This is a genomic window from Peribacillus butanolivorans (assembly GCF_001273755.1).
GTDB lineage: Bacteria > Bacillota > Bacilli > Bacillales > DSM-1321 > Peribacillus > Peribacillus butanolivorans.
In genome coordinates this window covers 1,692,825-1,708,805 of sequence record NZ_LGYA01000001.1, presented here as the reverse complement: position 1 = coordinate 1,708,805, position 15,981 = coordinate 1,692,825, and the positions used below count along the sequence as shown (strand labels likewise).

General features: G+C 36.4%; 11 protein-coding genes and 1 pseudogene. 3 read left to right on the top strand and 9 right to left on the bottom strand.

What is annotated here, in order from left to right:
- Positions 1–9: 9 nt before the first annotated feature.
- The gene (locus tag AKG34_RS08125) at positions 10–2,154 is read right to left on the bottom strand and encodes a transglycosylase domain-containing protein (protein ID WP_407946281.1); all 2,145 of its coding nucleotides are present in this window, start codon (positions 2,152–2,154) and stop codon (positions 10–12) included.
- A gap of 894 nt (positions 2,155–3,048) precedes the next feature.
- Positions 3,049–3,867 carry a putative protein N(5)-glutamine methyltransferase gene (locus AKG34_RS08120; RefSeq protein ID WP_053348037.1) on the bottom strand — a complete coding sequence of 273 codons (819 nt, stop codon included), beginning with the start codon at positions 3,865–3,867 and terminating at the stop codon, positions 3,049–3,051.
- Positions 3,868–5,556: 1,689 nt separating this feature from the next.
- Between AKG34_RS08120 and AKG34_RS08110 the strand changes: the two genes are divergently transcribed.
- The 3 genes from AKG34_RS08110 (at position 5,557) to AKG34_RS08100 (ending at position 8,860) form a co-directional block, all read left to right on the top strand.
- Entirely contained in the window at positions 5,557–7,092 is a 1,536-nt protein-coding gene (locus AKG34_RS08110; protein WP_053345615.1) for a maltose/glucose-specific PTS transporter subunit IIC, read from the top strand.
- Positions 7,093–7,123: 31 nt separating this feature from the next.
- The gene (locus AKG34_RS08105; protein ID WP_053345614.1) at positions 7,124–7,816 is read left to right on the top strand and encodes an N-acetylmannosamine-6-phosphate 2-epimerase; all 693 of its coding nucleotides are present in this window, start codon (positions 7,124–7,126) and stop codon (positions 7,814–7,816) included.
- A 201-nt stretch (positions 7,817–8,017) separates the two neighbouring features.
- Positions 8,018–8,860, top strand: a complete 843-nt coding sequence (locus AKG34_RS08100; protein WP_053345613.1) for a MurR/RpiR family transcriptional regulator — start codon at positions 8,018–8,020, stop codon at positions 8,858–8,860.
- Positions 8,861–9,024: 164 nt separating this feature from the next.
- On the opposite strand, the gene coaA is transcribed toward AKG34_RS08100, so the two are convergent.
- The 7 genes and pseudogenes from coaA to AKG34_RS08070 form a co-directional block, all read right to left on the bottom strand.
- Positions 9,025–9,945 (bottom strand): type I pantothenate kinase, encoded by a 921-nt coding sequence (gene coaA, locus AKG34_RS08095; RefSeq protein ID WP_053348036.1) that lies wholly within the window; start codon positions 9,943–9,945, stop codon positions 9,025–9,027.
- Positions 9,946–10,135: 190 nt separating this feature from the next.
- Complete coding sequence (locus tag AKG34_RS08090; RefSeq protein WP_053345612.1) at positions 10,136–10,429, bottom strand: RNA polymerase alpha subunit C-terminal domain-containing protein; 294 nt, start codon at positions 10,427–10,429, stop codon at positions 10,136–10,138.
- 766 nt (positions 10,430–11,195) lie between these two features.
- Positions 11,196–11,575: pseudogene (locus AKG34_RS26695) on the bottom strand (IS3 family transposase); the annotation flags it as partial.
- A gap of 333 nt (positions 11,576–11,908) precedes the next feature.
- Positions 11,909–12,136, bottom strand: a complete 228-nt coding sequence (locus AKG34_RS08085; protein WP_053345611.1) for a hypothetical protein — start codon at positions 12,134–12,136, stop codon at positions 11,909–11,911.
- A gap of 416 nt (positions 12,137–12,552) precedes the next feature.
- Entirely contained in the window at positions 12,553–13,383 is an 831-nt protein-coding gene (locus AKG34_RS08080; protein WP_053345610.1) for an ABC transporter ATP-binding protein, read from the bottom strand.
- Between the two features lie 251 nt (positions 13,384–13,634).
- On the bottom strand, positions 13,635–14,456 hold the full coding sequence (locus AKG34_RS08075; protein ID WP_053345609.1) for an enoyl-CoA hydratase-related protein: 822 nt from the start codon (positions 14,454–14,456) through the stop codon (positions 13,635–13,637).
- A 599-nt stretch (positions 14,457–15,055) separates the two neighbouring features.
- Positions 15,056–15,697, bottom strand: coding sequence for a GntR family transcriptional regulator (locus AKG34_RS08070; RefSeq protein ID WP_053345608.1), 642 nt, complete (start codon positions 15,695–15,697; stop codon positions 15,056–15,058).
- Positions 15,698–15,981 lie beyond the last annotated feature (284 nt).

Here is a 15,981-nt window from a genome sequence, read left to right as displayed (position 1 = left end):
CCCCCTTCCTTATCCATGATTCTCCTTTTTTTCTTTCTTAACTTTGTTTTTTTTATCATCTTTTCCCTTATTTTTTTTCTTTTCTTTGTTTTCTTTATTTTTGTTTTTTATTTCTTTTAAATGCTTTTTATTTTCATGGCTTTTGTTCTTTTCACTTTTTGGTGCTTTAATTCCACTTTGGTTTTCATTATCTTGTTTTCTCTTTTCTTCTTTAGCCTTTACTTTCTTTTCTAATTGTTTTATATAGTTGCCTCCAAGTAATGATAGGTCAAACCCTTTAGTAGGGACCTCATTGCCAGATTTCAATAAAATCTCTTTAAAAATAACAGTAGCAGTTCCACTACTAGACGAGGAGAGATAATGGGTTTGATCTGTTTTGTCGTATCCTAACCAAATGGCTCCTACAACTTGCGGAGTATACCCTACAAACCAATGATCCTTCGCTCCATTTTGCGTAGAAAATGGCAGTTGTGTAGTTCCTGTTTTACCGGCAATTTCTCTACCTTCAATCTGAGCCTTTACCCCTGTTCCTTCGTTTACAACACCTTTCAGCATAAAAGTGATTTTTTGGGCAACAGATGGTTCTGTTACTCGACTTTCTTTTTTATTCCACTTTCCGAGTGTTTCGCCACTGGCGTTCTCGATGCGTTGAATAGCATGAGCTTCTACCATAATTCCATCGTTAGGGAAAGCGGAAAAGGCTTGTGCCATTTGCAATGGAGAAGTTCCTTTGTTCATACCCCCTAAAGCTAGACCGGGAATATAGTCTTTTTGTTCCAATGTGACTCCAAAACGTTCCACTGCCTTGCCCCCGTACTCTAGTCCTATCTTTTGCAACAACGAGACAGCTGGTACATTATAGGAATGAACTACAGCATCATACATAGAAACGCTACCGCGAAATTGTTTGTCATAATTCTGAGGTTGATATCCATCAATATTAAGGGGGCTATCTTGTAACATATCAAAGATGTCATAGCCTTGTTCCAACGCAGGGGTGTATACTGACAATGGTTTCATTATTGACCCTGGTTGTCTTTTTAATTGTGTTGCACGATTATACTGGCGGAAGCTGTGTTCTCCTCTTCCTCCAATAAGGGCATTGATTCCTCCTGTCGAAGGGTTAATTAAGATTGCCCCACTTTGAATCAATCGATCTGGCTGACTTTTTGGAAACATATTTTCACTTTTATATACCTCTTCAACAGCATTCTGCATCCTAGGATTTAATTCTGTATAAATCCGGAGACCACCTGAAAGCACTTCGTTTTGTGTGAGATGATACTTATTAATTGCCTCATCAATAATGTTATCTACATAATGAGGATATTTCCCTTTATAGTCTTCTGTTTTCTTTCCTTCTAACACTATCGATTGTTGCTTGGCTTTCTCTAAATCACTTTCGCTAATATAGCCTTCATTCTTCATAAGTGACAATACAATATTTCTACGCTGAATTGCCTTGTCGTAATTCTTAAATGGCGACAGGATAGAAGGTGCCTTAATAAGTCCTGCTAGCATTGCGGACTCACTTAATGTTAATTTGTTTACGTCTTTTCCAAAGTATACTTGAGCAGCCCGCTGAATTCCCCAAGCACCTTCCCCAAAATAGATTTGATTTAAATATCGTTCCATAATCTTATCTTTAGAGTATGTACGTTCAATTTTTTTAGTAAAAATGAGCTCTTTGAACTTTCTTGTATATGTACGTTCCTGGGTAAGAAATACATTTTTAGCTAACTGTTGTGTTATTGTACTTCCCCCCGCTACAATTCCCCCACTAAATAGATTCTTAACCATAGCTCTAGCAATACCTACGTAATTAATACCATGGTGATCGTAAAAACGCTGATCCTCAGTTGAAATGACTGCATTGATCAAATTGCTAGGAATTTGTTTAATACTAACTCCCTCAATATTTGAAGTCGAAATCTTACTTGCAACGCTTCCCGCTTGGTCGTAGATAATTGTCGGTTGTGGTACAGGATTCTCTAATTTACTTACATCAGTGGACCAAATAAACACATTAAGAATAAGTAAAACGCATATAGTAAATGTTGTAACTATGGCCATTATCTTTAATAGAAACTTTTTGGAATACATCCGATTCCATATCTTTCTTAATGAAAATTTTCGTTGTTGCCTCTTATACATTCTCCCCATGCTTATGTAACCGCCCTTAAATAAAATCAATATAAAAGAATAATATAATCGTTCAGGAAAATGCAGTTAAATCCTATCCAAAAGTTAAAAATATAAGTAATGGGCATGTCATTCTCAAAATCCTGATTAACAAGCAGCCTTAAATATATCCTTACGTTATTCAGATTTATAAACATAATGTTTTCAATCGTTTTTAGCAACTCTAGTAAAACGTCTTCTGATTTTTCATCCAAACATTTTGTTACTTTCTCTCATTTCACATCAGTATCAAGGGTAAACAAGCACTAAATTCTATCAATAAATGAATCACTTCTTTCTTTTCCTATATCAAATTATTTCAGAATATTTACAAAGACCGTTATTGATAGTCATAATACATTTATTTTTATTTTATATAAACCAAATTAAAAATATTATTGCATTATACTATTTACAGATTTCCATACTTAATAAACTTCGAAAGATTTTACTTTTTTGTAGGTGTAAAGACATTATATTTTTTAAAATTGTATTTGAGACAATATACAACAGGGTAATTATACTTTTTTTTACAGAACATCATTCTTTGTGTACTAATCCATCTATTAAAGAGAACTTATACAGAGGTAGTGTATCTGCACTATCCACCTTAATACGACAACAGATATTAAGGCTTTTAATTTCTTTCAGGACCCTTGTTAAATTTAACTGCCTGGTTTGTTGCATACAAAAAAGGCTGCCTCAGCAACCTCCTCGTAGAAGTAATGCACTCGCTCGTTAAGTCCTATTTAAATTCCGAATTTAGACTAAACCTAAAATTTTTCTCTTTTATTGGGCCATATTTTTAACTTAACACCTGCCATCAGCACGCTGCCAAGCAAACATCACTCTCATTTGCGGACAATGCTAGCCGTCCGAATTGCTCTGAAAGTCGGGCTTTGTTCCGATGACGACGGTGGCGTCCAGTTCGTCGAATCTGGCCACTTTCGGTACCAGCCCGTTGCGAGTGAAAATCTCGACGGTCTTGGGCGCCTGTCGCTCGCTAGACTCGACCAGCAGGTGGCCGCCCGGTGCCAGCCAGAGTGAGGCCGCGTTCGCCACCCGTCGCTGGACGTCAAGCCCGTCCGCTCCCCCGTCGAGCGCCACCCGGGCCTCGTGTATGCGGGCCTCCGGGGGGAGCAGTCGGATCACCTCGGTAGGTACGTAAGGTGCGTTGGCGACCAGAACGTCGACGCGCCCCCTAAGTGTGGAGGGCAACGGCTCGTAGAGGTCACCTTCGTACACGTAACCACCTGCGACAGTGACGTTGCGGCGGGCGCACCGCACCGCCGCCGGGTCGATGTCGGTGGCGTACAATTCGATTCGTTCCAGTGCAGCGGCCAGCGCGGCGCCCACCGCGCCCGATCCACAGCACAGGTCAACCACAATGGCTCCTGGTCGGGCGATGTCGGCGGCCTGTCGGACGAGAAATTTGGTGCGTTGACGGGGTACGAAAACTCCAGGGTCCAACGCTATTCGCAGTCCGCAGAACTCCGCCCAGCCAATGACGTGTTCGAGGGGCAAACCGGCTGCTCGGCTGTCAACCATGGCTGCAAGGTCGGCTGGAGTCCGTTCCGCGGAGACGAGCAACCGGGCCTCATCTTCGGCGAAAACACAACCGGCCGCCCGAAGCCTGCTGACGATTTTCGTACAAGTGATATCTCCATGAAAGCCACCATAATTCACAAATGATCCTGCCTCGGCATGGAGTGTTACATCATCAACATTTTTTGAAGGTGCAGACTTAGTTGTTATCTCACTTCCATCAACACAATTGACTCTCCCAAAGCTCAAAGTAGCTTTCCTTAAGTCCATAAATCCCCCTCATTCCCATCCTCGTAACTATCCGGTTAGCACATTAAGAAGCAGGTATTGCTATGCTATAACCCCTTTTCTTAAACTTAAGCAAATCGTTTCGATTAACAAAAAGGCGTACCACTATCGTAGTAACAACTTCCTTTTTGACCTTCAAAGTTATATATTCGTCAAAGGGAAAAAAATCCCTTTTTTCACTAAACCGCCCCGTTAGTTGCATAAAAATAGGTTGCCTCAGCCACTCTCTCAGTGAAGTAAAGCACCCATTAGTACATTAGCGTTTTTAAATCCTTTTTTAGTAAAAAACTCATATTCCCCCCCCATTTTTTCTAGTGTAATCAATTGTATATTGTTCCAATTCTAGCAATATATCAATATTTTTATGATCACTCGAAATTCCATCGATAAGCCACGTTCTTCCCTCATCTTCACTACATTAAGAAAGCTCAAGTTGCACCGCAGGTACTATCTCATTGTTAACAAAGTATATGAGTCAAACTTATTCAAAATTAACTTCATGATGAAAATCATCTTGAACATTAATAGTCATTAGATTTTGCATCAGGATTGAACTGTTCCTACTTTATTTTTGAGACAATTAATCCAACTACAATAATCGAAAATCCCAATAAAGTTTTCCAAGTAGGCACTTCCTTTAAAAATATGTACCCCATTATCAATGCGATTAAGATTTCTATCCCCTTAGAAGTAACTAAGACATATGTCAGGTTATGTATAGCTTTAAATCCGAACTTTACTCCATAACCTATCAGCATATTTGCAGTTAAAAATAAAGGTAAGACACAAAGATGGAACTTGAGTGTTTCCCAAAAAGCTGAATCAATGTGTTTACTTTGATAAGAAAAAATCAGGTTTATCAGAAATAATCCTAAGAACAAGCACGCTAAACTGTAAATAAAATTCATGCACACACTCTCTTTACTAAACTTCTTGTTTTTACCATTAGTTTAACCTAAAAGGTTTTTCTTATACCATAAATTTTGCATAAGGTAAAAAATCTGGTTCTATTTCAAAAATGAATATTAACTATTGAGAAGGTATCTTTTACTTGTAATTAAAAACTTTATTACAAATAAGCCTTATTTCTGTCCGTAAAATAGTAAAAGCAACTCGTATCACTCATACAAGTTGCTTTTTTAAAAGAGACCTCTTGTCAAAAATCATTGTGAAAAGATTTAAGACAGCAATCACAACCAAATACCATGAGAGGATCTTTTTATTTAGGCTCATTTAAACATTAATGTTGATAGTTAAACAAAAGAAAAAGGAAATTAATTTAGTCCTTTGTATGTCTTTTTGACCTAAACCAGCTAATAGGAAATACTTTTATTCGCAATCAGATTTTCAGAGATTATTTTTTTTGAAAACTTTTTCAAAAAAATCAGCTCCTAGGTGAAAACAATTGATATCTCTTGCTTCGTATTGAAAACGCTTTTATAGGGATTTAATATATAGCTATAGGGAAGAAATACCCCTTATTAATAGAGAATCAAAATATAGAGAACATTATAGGCTCGTTAAATGAGGGAGGAATGTTTTATGAAGAAAGCTTTTGAGAAAGCGCAGCAGTTCGGTAAATCTTTTATGCTCCCGATTGCCGTTTTGCCAGCGGCCGGTTTATTGCTGGGAATTGGCGGTGCTCTTTCTAATCCAAATACAGTTGAGGCCTATCCTTTTTTAGACTTTGCCTGGCTGCAGGCCATTTTCACGATCATGAGTTCTGCAGGAAGCATCGTATTCGGTAACTTGCCGGTCATTTTTGCCGTAGGTGTTGCAGTAGGATTGGCACGTTCGGATAAAGGGACCGCTGCACTGGCAGCCATGATTGGCTATTTCGTCATGAACAGTTCAATAAATGCACTGCTTCAAATAAACGGTGAACTTGCCAAAGAGAATTTGGCAGGTGCTGGACAGGGAATGGCTGTCGGGATCCAAACACTGGAGACTGGTGTGTTTGGCGGTATCGTAGTAGGTATCGTTACCGCACTTTTGCACAATAAATATAATAAAATTCAGCTTCCGCAAGTGTTAGGATTTTTCGGTGGTTCCCGTTTCATTCCCATCATCGTTTCCTTCGCGTCCATCTTGGTTGGAGCCGTGCTTTTTATCGTATGGCCTTATTTCCAACTTTTCATAAACCAATTAGGTTCGCTGGTAACGAGCACAGGAACGATTGGGACTTTCTTTTACGGATTCATATTACGGATGCTCGGGCCGTTAGGGTTGCACCATATTTTCTACCTTCCCTTCTGGCAAACAGCTTTAGGCGGAACGATGGAGATTAAAGGGCAGATTGTCAGCGGGACCCAGAATATCTTCTTTGCGCAATTGGCCGACCCAACTACCGTCAAGTACTATGAGGGTGTTTCCCGGTTCATGTCCGGACGGTTCATCACGATGATGTTTGGTTTACCTGGAGCGGCATTGGCCATTTATCATTGCGCTAAACCTAAAAATAAGAAAGTCGTGGCTGGTTTACTTCTTTCAGCAGCCTTAACATCATTCTTAACAGGCATTACCGAACCACTTGAATTCAGTTTCTTATTTGTCGCTCCAATCCTTTATGTTTTTCATGCTTTGTTTGATGGCTTGGCCTTCATGATGGCAGATATATTCAATATTACAATCGGTCAAACCTTTTCTGGAGGATTTATTGATTTTACTTTATTCGGGATTCTCCAAGGAATCAGTAAAACAAACTGGGTTTATGTACTCCTCGTAGGCATTCCATGGTTTTTCTTATACTACTTCACTTTTAAATTCTTAATCAGGAAGAAGAATTTGAAAGTGGTCGGCCGTGAAGATGATGAACAGGCCGCTGTTACACAAGTAACGGCATCAGAGAGAACCCAGACCATCGTTAATGGATTAGGCGGACAGGAAAATATCGATATAGTCGATTGCTGCGCAACCCGTCTGCGTGTCACGGTAAAGGACGAATCATTGGTGAAAGAGGACGTCATTAAACAAACCGGTTCAAAAGGCGTCGTAAAAAAAGGGAATGGCATTCAAATAGTATACGGTCCCCAAGTAACGATCATCAAAAATGAAGTGGAAGAATACTTGGGTCATTAAGAACATAGATAACGATAAGGACGTGTTAAACATGCAACAGGTGCTGGATAAAATTCACAAAGGCTTAATTGTATCATGTCAAGCATTAGAGAATGAGCCGCTGCACAGCTCTTTTATTATGGGACGCATGGCCATTGCTGCCAAAGAAGGCGGTGCAACGTGCATTCGCGCAAACTCTGTAGCTGACATAATGGAAATCAAGAAAAATGTGGACCTTCCAGTCATAGGGATCATTAAACAGGTGTATGGACAAAACGATGTTTATATTACTCCCACCATGATCGAAATTGATGCTTTAATGGAAACTAAAGCGGAAATCATTGCGACGGATGCTACTGCTCGGATAAGACCGAACGGTAAAACGTTAGAGCAGTTTTATTGTGATATAAGAGCAAAATATCCAGATGTTCTGTTAATGGCGGATGTATCGACCATAGATGAGGCTGTATACGCTGACCATTTAGGATTTGATATTGTAGCACCTACACTCTACGGCTATACAAGTGAAACAATGGGACAGAAAATTTATCAGGATGACTACGCTGTGCTCAAAGAGATAATAAAAGCAGTGAAAAATGCAAAAGTTATTGCAGAGGGAAATGTCATAACACCAGAAATTGCTCGTTCTATATTAGATATGAATGTCCATGCAGTGGTAGTAGGTGGCGCTATTACCAGGCCACAGCAAATCACAAAAAGATTTGTAAATGCTATGCAAAAATAGAAACTTTGTAAATGTGCACCGAACATAACAAAAGAATGAAAAAGACTCAGACTATCAGCAGTTTGGGTCTTTTTCTCGATTAATATTATTGTAGCTGCAACTTTATTTAAAACTATCGGTTATAGACGTTCTTAATGGTTACATTAAACTATACTAAAGAAAGCATACATTTAAAAAATTCAACCTGAAATGGGTGGTCAAATGGAATATCTAGCAGAAAATCTCATATATGGAATCGAGTGCAGTATGAGCAAATTCACAAAAACAGAAGAAGAACTAGCCAAATATATTCTTCAACGCCCTGATGAAGTTAGCCAGTTAACTATAAGTCAAATAGCTAAAAATCTTCACATTTCGCCAGCAACCATTACGCGTTTTTGCCAGAAACTAGCTTTTTCAGGATTTAATGAGTTTAGACATGAGTTAAAAAGGTTCGTTGATCTGCAAAATACACCGATAAGCATGAAAAACATTAAGCAGGTAGATTATTTCGCTAAACTGTACCAAGATCACTTAGGAATCATTGACAACACCTTTCGTATAGCTACATATGACGATATCCAGAAAGCGGTATCTTTCCTTACTCAGGCAGATAAGATACATGTCTATGGAATAGGGAGTTCGGGTATAGCCGCCCAGGAGTTTAAATCCAAGTTTTTCCGAATTGGTTTACATGTTGAGGCTGTTACGGATACTCACCAGGCAATGATGGATGCGGCTTTAAGTAACCAGAATAGTGTTGTCATTGGCATTTCCATTTCCGGAGCAACAAAAGAAGTCATTCGTGCTGTTAAAATTGCAAAGAAACAAGGTTCACTCATATTAGTTTTTACAGGTGATAAAAATTCTGAGCTTTCACAGCTGGGTGACTTATCATTATTAGTAACCAGTAAAAGTAGCATGCATATGGGACAGAATATTTCTCCCTTACTTCCGCTCTTATTACTTTTTGATTTAATATATACAGAGTTAGTAGCAAAAGATTATAAAAACAGGATAAATATTAGAGAAAAGACTTTACAGGTATTAGCTGATACTGACTAGTTTTCTTGGAACTTTACGTCCTAATTTATATTAGACATTTAATTACTCTATAATACTAAGAAACATACTTTCAAAAGGCCGCCAATTGGCGGCCTTCTTATGGCGCTAATGCACCTGTTCGTTGAATTAGATATATTTATTTTTTTAAAAAGTTTTAAATTATATTATCTTCGTAAATAGATATTTTCAGCTTTATGATCTGATCCTTTTTTTAAAACTAGATTGGCCCGTCCTTTTGTCGGTAGTATATTTTCATGTAAATTTTTCAAATTAATTTCTTCCCAAATTTGAGTCGCTTGTTTAATAGCATTTTCTTTAGACAAGTTAATGTACCGATGAAAATAGGATTCGGGACTTTGAAATGCTGTCTCTTGAAGTAGAAGAAACCTTTCAACATACCACCTTTCTATGTCATGTATCTCTGCATCAACATAAAGTGAAAAATCAAAAAAGTCACTGACAAATACTTGATTTTCTTTGTCAACTTGAAGAACATTAACACCTTCCACTATTAAAATATCTGGATTACTGATAGTTTGTACTTCATTCGGCAAAATATCGTACGTCAAATGTGAGTAGATTGGAACTTCCACTTTATTTTTTCCAGCTTTTACATCTCCGATAAGATTAATTAATTTTTGTGTATCATAACTTTCAGGAAACCCTTTTCTTTTCATCATTCCTTTTTCTTCTAAAATCTCATTTGAGTACAAAAAACCATCTGTTGTGACTAGACCTACATTTCTATGGTTATCCCATCTAGATAATAATGTTTGAAGTAACCTTGCTGTTGTACTCTTTCCTACAGCAACACTTCCTGCAATTCCAATAATATAAGGGGCTTTTTTAATATTATTTTTAAGAAATGAAGAAGTAGCTATGTTAAGTTGCTGATAAGCTTCGACATATAAATTAATTAATCGAGTCAAGGGCAAATAAATCTCTTCTACTTCCTGAATAGATATTTCTTCATTTATTCCTTTTAAGTTATCTAATTCTTCTTCAGTTAAAGGAAGAGGAGTATGATTTCGTAAAGATGCCCACTTTTTTCGATTGAATTCAAAATAGGGAGTATAGGAACTCATGATTTTCGTTACCTCACTTTTTAGAGTTACTTTCAGTTTAACAAGGATGGTGGCCAAAAAAACTCAGGAACCATCGATCTTTCTAATCCCTTATTGACATAAAGCCCCTGTGACTTGAGGAAGGAATTGAATAAAAATTATGCTCCAGTAGGCATAAAATGCATTACTTAAGTTTAATCATTCTTGGTGTTTAATTTTTGAATGATAACCCATTTGTCTCCAAAGCAGTCCTAAGTTTAGGTATAGAAGCTGGTCCCATACCGTGAAATTGCAAAATCTCTTTTTCACTAAATTTTGATAGCTGTTGTAGTGAAGTTACCCCATTGTTTTCCATTGCTCGTCTGGCTGGCGCAGAGAGTAGTGAAAGAAATCCGTTGTCAGGTTTGCGTTCTTGCTCACAAATAGGGCAGGTCGGACAGTCGCTACCCTTATAATATTTGTGTCCTTTATTGCAAGTCCTTACATTTTTCTTTGAAGTTGTCATTTCTAATGTCTCCTTTTCTCAAGAATTTTTTAGCAGTCTATCTTCTGCCAACTTTTCAATGGATTACAGTAATAACATCATAGGTATATCAAGCGAAGCATTAGCGGCTACGTATTCGCCCCATTCCTGCTGTATGTAACTAAACTCCCTCAATAAAGAAAGAGAAATCTCTCAATTTCTCGTGTTTTATTAGAGTTTTATAGTCATCCGATTTCAAAGGTTTTTCTTTCAAATGGATTAACCTATTTAAAAAGGATATAACTGGACATTTGAAGAAAAAGACTCATAGGAAAGCTGCCCCGTTAGCTCCATAAGAATAAGAGCTGCCAAAGCAATTCCCTTAATGAAATGAAGCACCTGTTAGCTTAATAATCCGTTTTATTTATCATTATCTAATTCATCATCAAGAAAAGACTTTTTATCTTCCTTTAATTCCCTACTTCTTTTCAAGAAGTTGACCAATAATTGAACTATTAATACCTTTCCTTACTGCTGTTTCGATAACTATATATAGAATAAATAACCCAAAAATATAAAAAAACAATAGGGATGATAGCCTCCACTAAAAATCCCCCAAACTAAATAATCAATTATTCCTTTACTTTACCATAAAATTCAGAATTCCTTATGGAACTAACCCGCCCCGTTCGTAATATAAGGTCAACCAGTTATTAAACTGTACCCTATGTAAAGGACATTTTTAAAAAAGGTCATGCCACTTGAGAAGGTGATTTCTGTATTGAACAGGAGTCATCTTCTTTAAGTTTCATTGATATCTTAAATTGTTATAGTACGTCATATAACTTTTAATTTCCTTTTTAAGTTCTTCTATTGTATTACAGGGTTTAATATAGACTTCATCTTTAAAATGACCAAAGAAGGACTCTAGTGGAGCGTTATCCCAACAGTTCCCTCTTCTCGACATGGATTGCCCAAGTCCTAGTTTTTTTACGTGTTTTTGAAAAGTGGACCAGTATAGTGTACTCCGTGATCAGAGTGAATAGAGGCCCCTTCGGCAAACTTTACTCGTTTATTCTTCGTTAACTTTACTAATGTATCTGTACCTAAATCTAATGTCATTCGGCTAGACACATTATAGGCAAGTATTTCATTGGTTGAACCATCTTTAATCGTGGATAAATGAGACTAATCATTAGTTAACATAATGGATCCTTTAGGAAATAAAATACGCAAAAGTCCTTTTTTCTGCCCCACGGGTTGGGACTTGGAACAAACACCTATACTACCTGTTTCCTATTTTCAATTGGAGCCAGTATTGTATAAAAACCAGAGATATAAAAAAGGTCTCATCATACATCTCAGCATGGATTGAAGCGATCATATTTGTCATCAATTCTGTTCCGAGTTTAAGACGTTTGTCGGTAAAGCCAAATAATTTCTACTTCTTCATCAATATAAACTAGGCTAAACTTTTCTTCGATCAAGAAAATGACCACAAAAAAGATCTAGTTCATATGACTAGATTCTCTTTTTAATATCTTCCCTTATTGATTCAATGATAGTATCTGATAAATTTGATGGAAGAGATGAACCATCCTCAAAAACCCATGTATTAATTATTTCAAGATCTGCTTTATTAAAAGTAATGCTATACTCTTTATAATTGTGAGTAAAATCAGCTGTAACTGTTTCTTCAACATCAAACTCGTCATCAATAATCATATTTTTTATTTCATATGGCTTCACGATCTAATCTCCTTTTTATTTTCATTCTTGTATATAGAATTGACCTAATATGATTGTTTATTCACTTTTTTTACCCAGCCTGCCCAAATCAAAAAACGAAGGGCTACTTTCATCGTATCATATATATGCAAGACCATATTCCTTACATTGTCAACCACTCAACCAGACATACTATTAAGGTGAATGAGAAAAAGGTATTGTCAAAACAAAAATACCCGTTCGTAAAAGTCAATTTTTACGAACGGGTCATTAATGATTAACATAAGGGTGTTGTTCTATAAAACGTTGCTCCCATTGAATCTCTATAAATAACAGTTGACACCCTTTTCAGAAGAGCGAAAATCCCCTAAAACTCGTGTAAAGTTCATAGAAGAACTACTGATTATACTACTCACGCAGAATGCTTTCCAGAAGTTTTAATTTTTTACAGTCGCTAACATCGATTTAATCCGGATCCAAGGACGATCATTGTCCCATTCTAAAGTTATAGGGACACGAAAGGTCTTTTCTAACAATGATTCTGTTAATGTGTTCTTTTTATCGCCTTTTGCAATAACGTTCCCTGAATTGATTAACAAAGCATGGGTTATTGATGGAACGATTTCTTCGATATGATGTGTAACATATAAAATGGTTGGGCCGTTCGGTGCAGCAGTCAAATCTTCAATAGTGGTTAATAGTTCTTCCTTAGAGTAAATGTCCAATCCATTACAAGGCTCATCTAAAATTAATAAACGAGGCGAAGACATTAGAGCCCTTGCAATCATCGCTTTTCTTTTTTCGCCTTGAGAAAGAGATTGGATGAATTGGTTGGACAAATGTTTGATTCTAAATTGGTCTAGTAATTTATTTGCTTTTTTTATATCATTCTCTGTAATTTCCTCATATAATCCAATAGAAGCAAATTTACCACTTAAGACTACTTCAAGTGCTGTATCATTCGGCCGTGATTGATATTCCTGATCTAAGGAGGAACTCACCCAACCTATGGATTTCCGCAGCTCAGGAATATTCGTTTTTCCAAAAATGTTTCCTAAAACAGAAACTTCGCCACCACTATTGGGCCATTGATATCCCGTAATCATTTTTAAAAGAGATGTTTTTCCTGATCCATTTAAACCTAGAAGCGCCCAGTGTTCCCCCGTTTGGACTTCCCATGAAACCCCATTTAATATTTGGTTCCCATTGCGTTTCCAATTAATATTCTTAAGTGAGATGACATTGTTGCTGGTTTTTGTTTGATCCATCTTTATCCTCCATCTGTCTTATAGACTTTCAGTCATTTCGCTTTTTCGTTATCACACAATACGCCGATTTTATATAGAATGTCCTTTTATATCCCTTTTTTTAACTTCATTTCAATCGTTTTAAGCCTTTTATGTAAAAATCCCCTTTCTTAAGGTGCGTGTGATATTAAATTAAAATTCATTCAACGTTTTTTTATTTCTTTTCTAAACTTACACCTCAAGAAAGTTTCTCAGTATGACTCATTTACATATTAAGAATATTTAAAGTTCGGCTTGCGTTTTTCTAGGAAAGAATGAACACCTTCTCTATAATCCTCTGAAACAAAAGAATCGATTACAAGTTGAGCTGTCTCTTGAGAATCCTTGGTAGCTCCCATTAAAACTTCATTAATAATCTTTTTTGACCCCCGTACTGACAATTGAGCATTTTTACAAATTAGTTTTGCATAATCCAAAGTTTCTTTTTCAATTGAGCCTGAGGAAAATATACGATCCACTAACCCAATTCGAAAAGCTTCTTCAGCATCTAATAAACGGCCTGTATATAGAATGTCTTTTGCTTTTGCAGGGCCTACAAGGTCGACAATATTCTTTGTTCCAGGCGTATTATAAACTAATCCAAGCTTGGCAGGGGTAATGCCCAATCTTCCATTTTCATCAGAAAATCTAAAATCGCATGCAACTGCTATTTCACAGCCCCCTCCCACACAAAACCCTTTAATCATGGCTATTGTTGGTTTGGAAACATCCATAATAGCTTTTTCTGCGACCATCGTTGCCCTATTATATTTATCAGCCCCTTCAGCTGTATAACGTAATGTTTTAAATTCGCTTATATCCGCTCCTGCCGAAAACGCACTATGATCTACACCTTTAAAAATAATTACTTTAACCTGTGAATTTTTTTCGCATTCTTCTATTAAATCAGGTATTTTCGTCCACATTTCGTAACTAATTGCATTCCGTTTTCCGGGTCTGTTGAAATTGATAAACGCTATATTTCCTTCTATTTGGAGATAAAGTGGATCATTACTAATACTATTTTTGTTCACTACCTCTAGATTTTCAGCCATCTCTTCTACGTCCCTTCTATTACTTTTTCAATATAGTAGATTCTTCGGGTAACCTAACGACACCAATATCACCCTTTTACTGGTCTAATTTTCTCTTTCTCTACAAATAATTCAAAAGTCTCACGATTATTAGTATGGTGAACTTTACATTGATTGGACTTATCTTCAAGTTCTCTTCGTTCAGAAATACTTCAGCCTACTCCTTAATTACACCAATAACAGGTATCGTTGGATTCACCTGCTTTTAACCATGTCACCATTTTCCTCCATAATCACAATTAAGAATTTCGTTGTATCTTCTTCTCCAGAGCAAAAGGCTTTACCTGTTCCGAAATCATAAGAATGTCAATATCATCATTTTTCTAAAACAGCTCAATAACCTTTACCCCCCTAAATCATTTTCATATTAATAGCATTTCTTTCTAGAAGACGGCTAAATGTTAATAGTTTAAAACCTTCTAACGTTTCCGTTTCCATTTCCATCTACAATCCCTTTTTTTATTCAATGTCCATTTAATGAATAATCATTTCGACTTGCACTTTTTATATTATTTTAAATATTTTGATAATTTAGGACAAAAAATAAAAGATACATTCCTTTATTTTTTATTTTTTTCAACTGCTTCATAAAACCTTCTTTTACCACTTTCAATATGGTCTTCTAACACTGCTTTTGCAAGATTAATTTTCCCTACTTTTATAGCCTTCCAAAGCATTTTATGCTCCTCATACGATTGCTTTACACTTTCAGGAGTTTCTAAAACTAACTTTTGTAAGGTTATCAATGGTGTTCCCAAACGAGAAAAAATATTTTTATAAACCTCATTCCCTGATAAAGACAAGACTTTATAGTGAAAATCATTATTTAGTTGTGCATAAACTTCCATATTTGCAGTAGCCATATCACTAATTATTTGATCAATTTCATTTACCTGATCCTCTTGTAATGGATATTTAAGGCGGCTTAGTGACATGTTTTCTAGAGATCCTCTGACTTCAAATAAATCACAGAGATCCTGTCTGTTGTATTTTTTTACAAATGAACCCCTTTTGGGAATTCTCTCGATCATCCCTTCATTTTCTAATATATAAAGTGCTTCTCGAACTGGACCTCGACTAGTACCAAAACTATTCGCGTATCGCTCTTCAATTACTTTTTCCCCGGATTCCAAAACGTTATTTATAATATCAGTAACGATTTGACTTGCAATAATTTTTGGAAGATGCTTATCGACCTCCATAATAATACACCTCTTTTACAAATAACTTTAAGCGAATGCTCAAAAAGGAGGAAAAAAGCGAATCAATGAAGAGATTCACAATACTAGGGTCAGTTTCCTAGAAATAACTTCGCGATAAGAAAAATCTTTTTTCTTTTTGCGGAACTTTTCCTGACCTTTTTGAACAACCACTTAAGAATGATATAATGTCTTTGAGTATATTATATGTTATCGCTAAATTCCCTTCAACAAATTGTTAACAATTTATACTTATTTTCCAATAATCTAGTATGCGTTTAAGATTG

What these genes read in the sequence shown, in the direction of transcription:
- AKG34_RS08110 (WP_053345615.1), top strand. Translation starts at nt 5,557, where the DNA reads ATGAAGAAAGCTTTTGAGAAAGCGCAGCAGTTCGGTAAATCTTTTATG.
- AKG34_RS08080 (WP_053345610.1), bottom strand. Translation starts at nt 13,383, where the DNA reads ATGGATCAAACAAAAACCAGCAACAATGTCATCTCACTTAAGAATATT.
- coaA (WP_053348036.1), bottom strand. Translation starts at nt 9,945, where the DNA reads ATGAGTTCCTATACTCCCTATTTTGAATTCAATCGAAAAAAGTGGGCA.
- AKG34_RS08090 (WP_053345612.1), bottom strand. Translation starts at nt 10,429, where the DNA reads ATGACAACTTCAAAGAAAAATGTAAGGACTTGCAATAAAGGACACAAA.
- AKG34_RS08070 (WP_053345608.1), bottom strand. Translation starts at nt 15,697, where the DNA reads ATGGAGGTCGATAAGCATCTTCCAAAAATTATTGCAAGTCAAATCGTT.
- AKG34_RS08125 (WP_407946281.1), bottom strand. Translation starts at nt 2,154, where the DNA reads ATGTATAAGAGGCAACAACGAAAATTTTCATTAAGAAAGATATGGAAT.
- AKG34_RS08100 (WP_053345613.1), top strand. Translation starts at nt 8,018, where the DNA reads ATGGAATATCTAGCAGAAAATCTCATATATGGAATCGAGTGCAGTATG.
- AKG34_RS08075 (WP_053345609.1), bottom strand. Translation starts at nt 14,456, where the DNA reads ATGGCTGAAAATCTAGAGGTAGTGAACAAAAATAGTATTAGTAATGAT.
- AKG34_RS08105 (WP_053345614.1), top strand. Translation starts at nt 7,124, where the DNA reads ATGCAACAGGTGCTGGATAAAATTCACAAAGGCTTAATTGTATCATGT.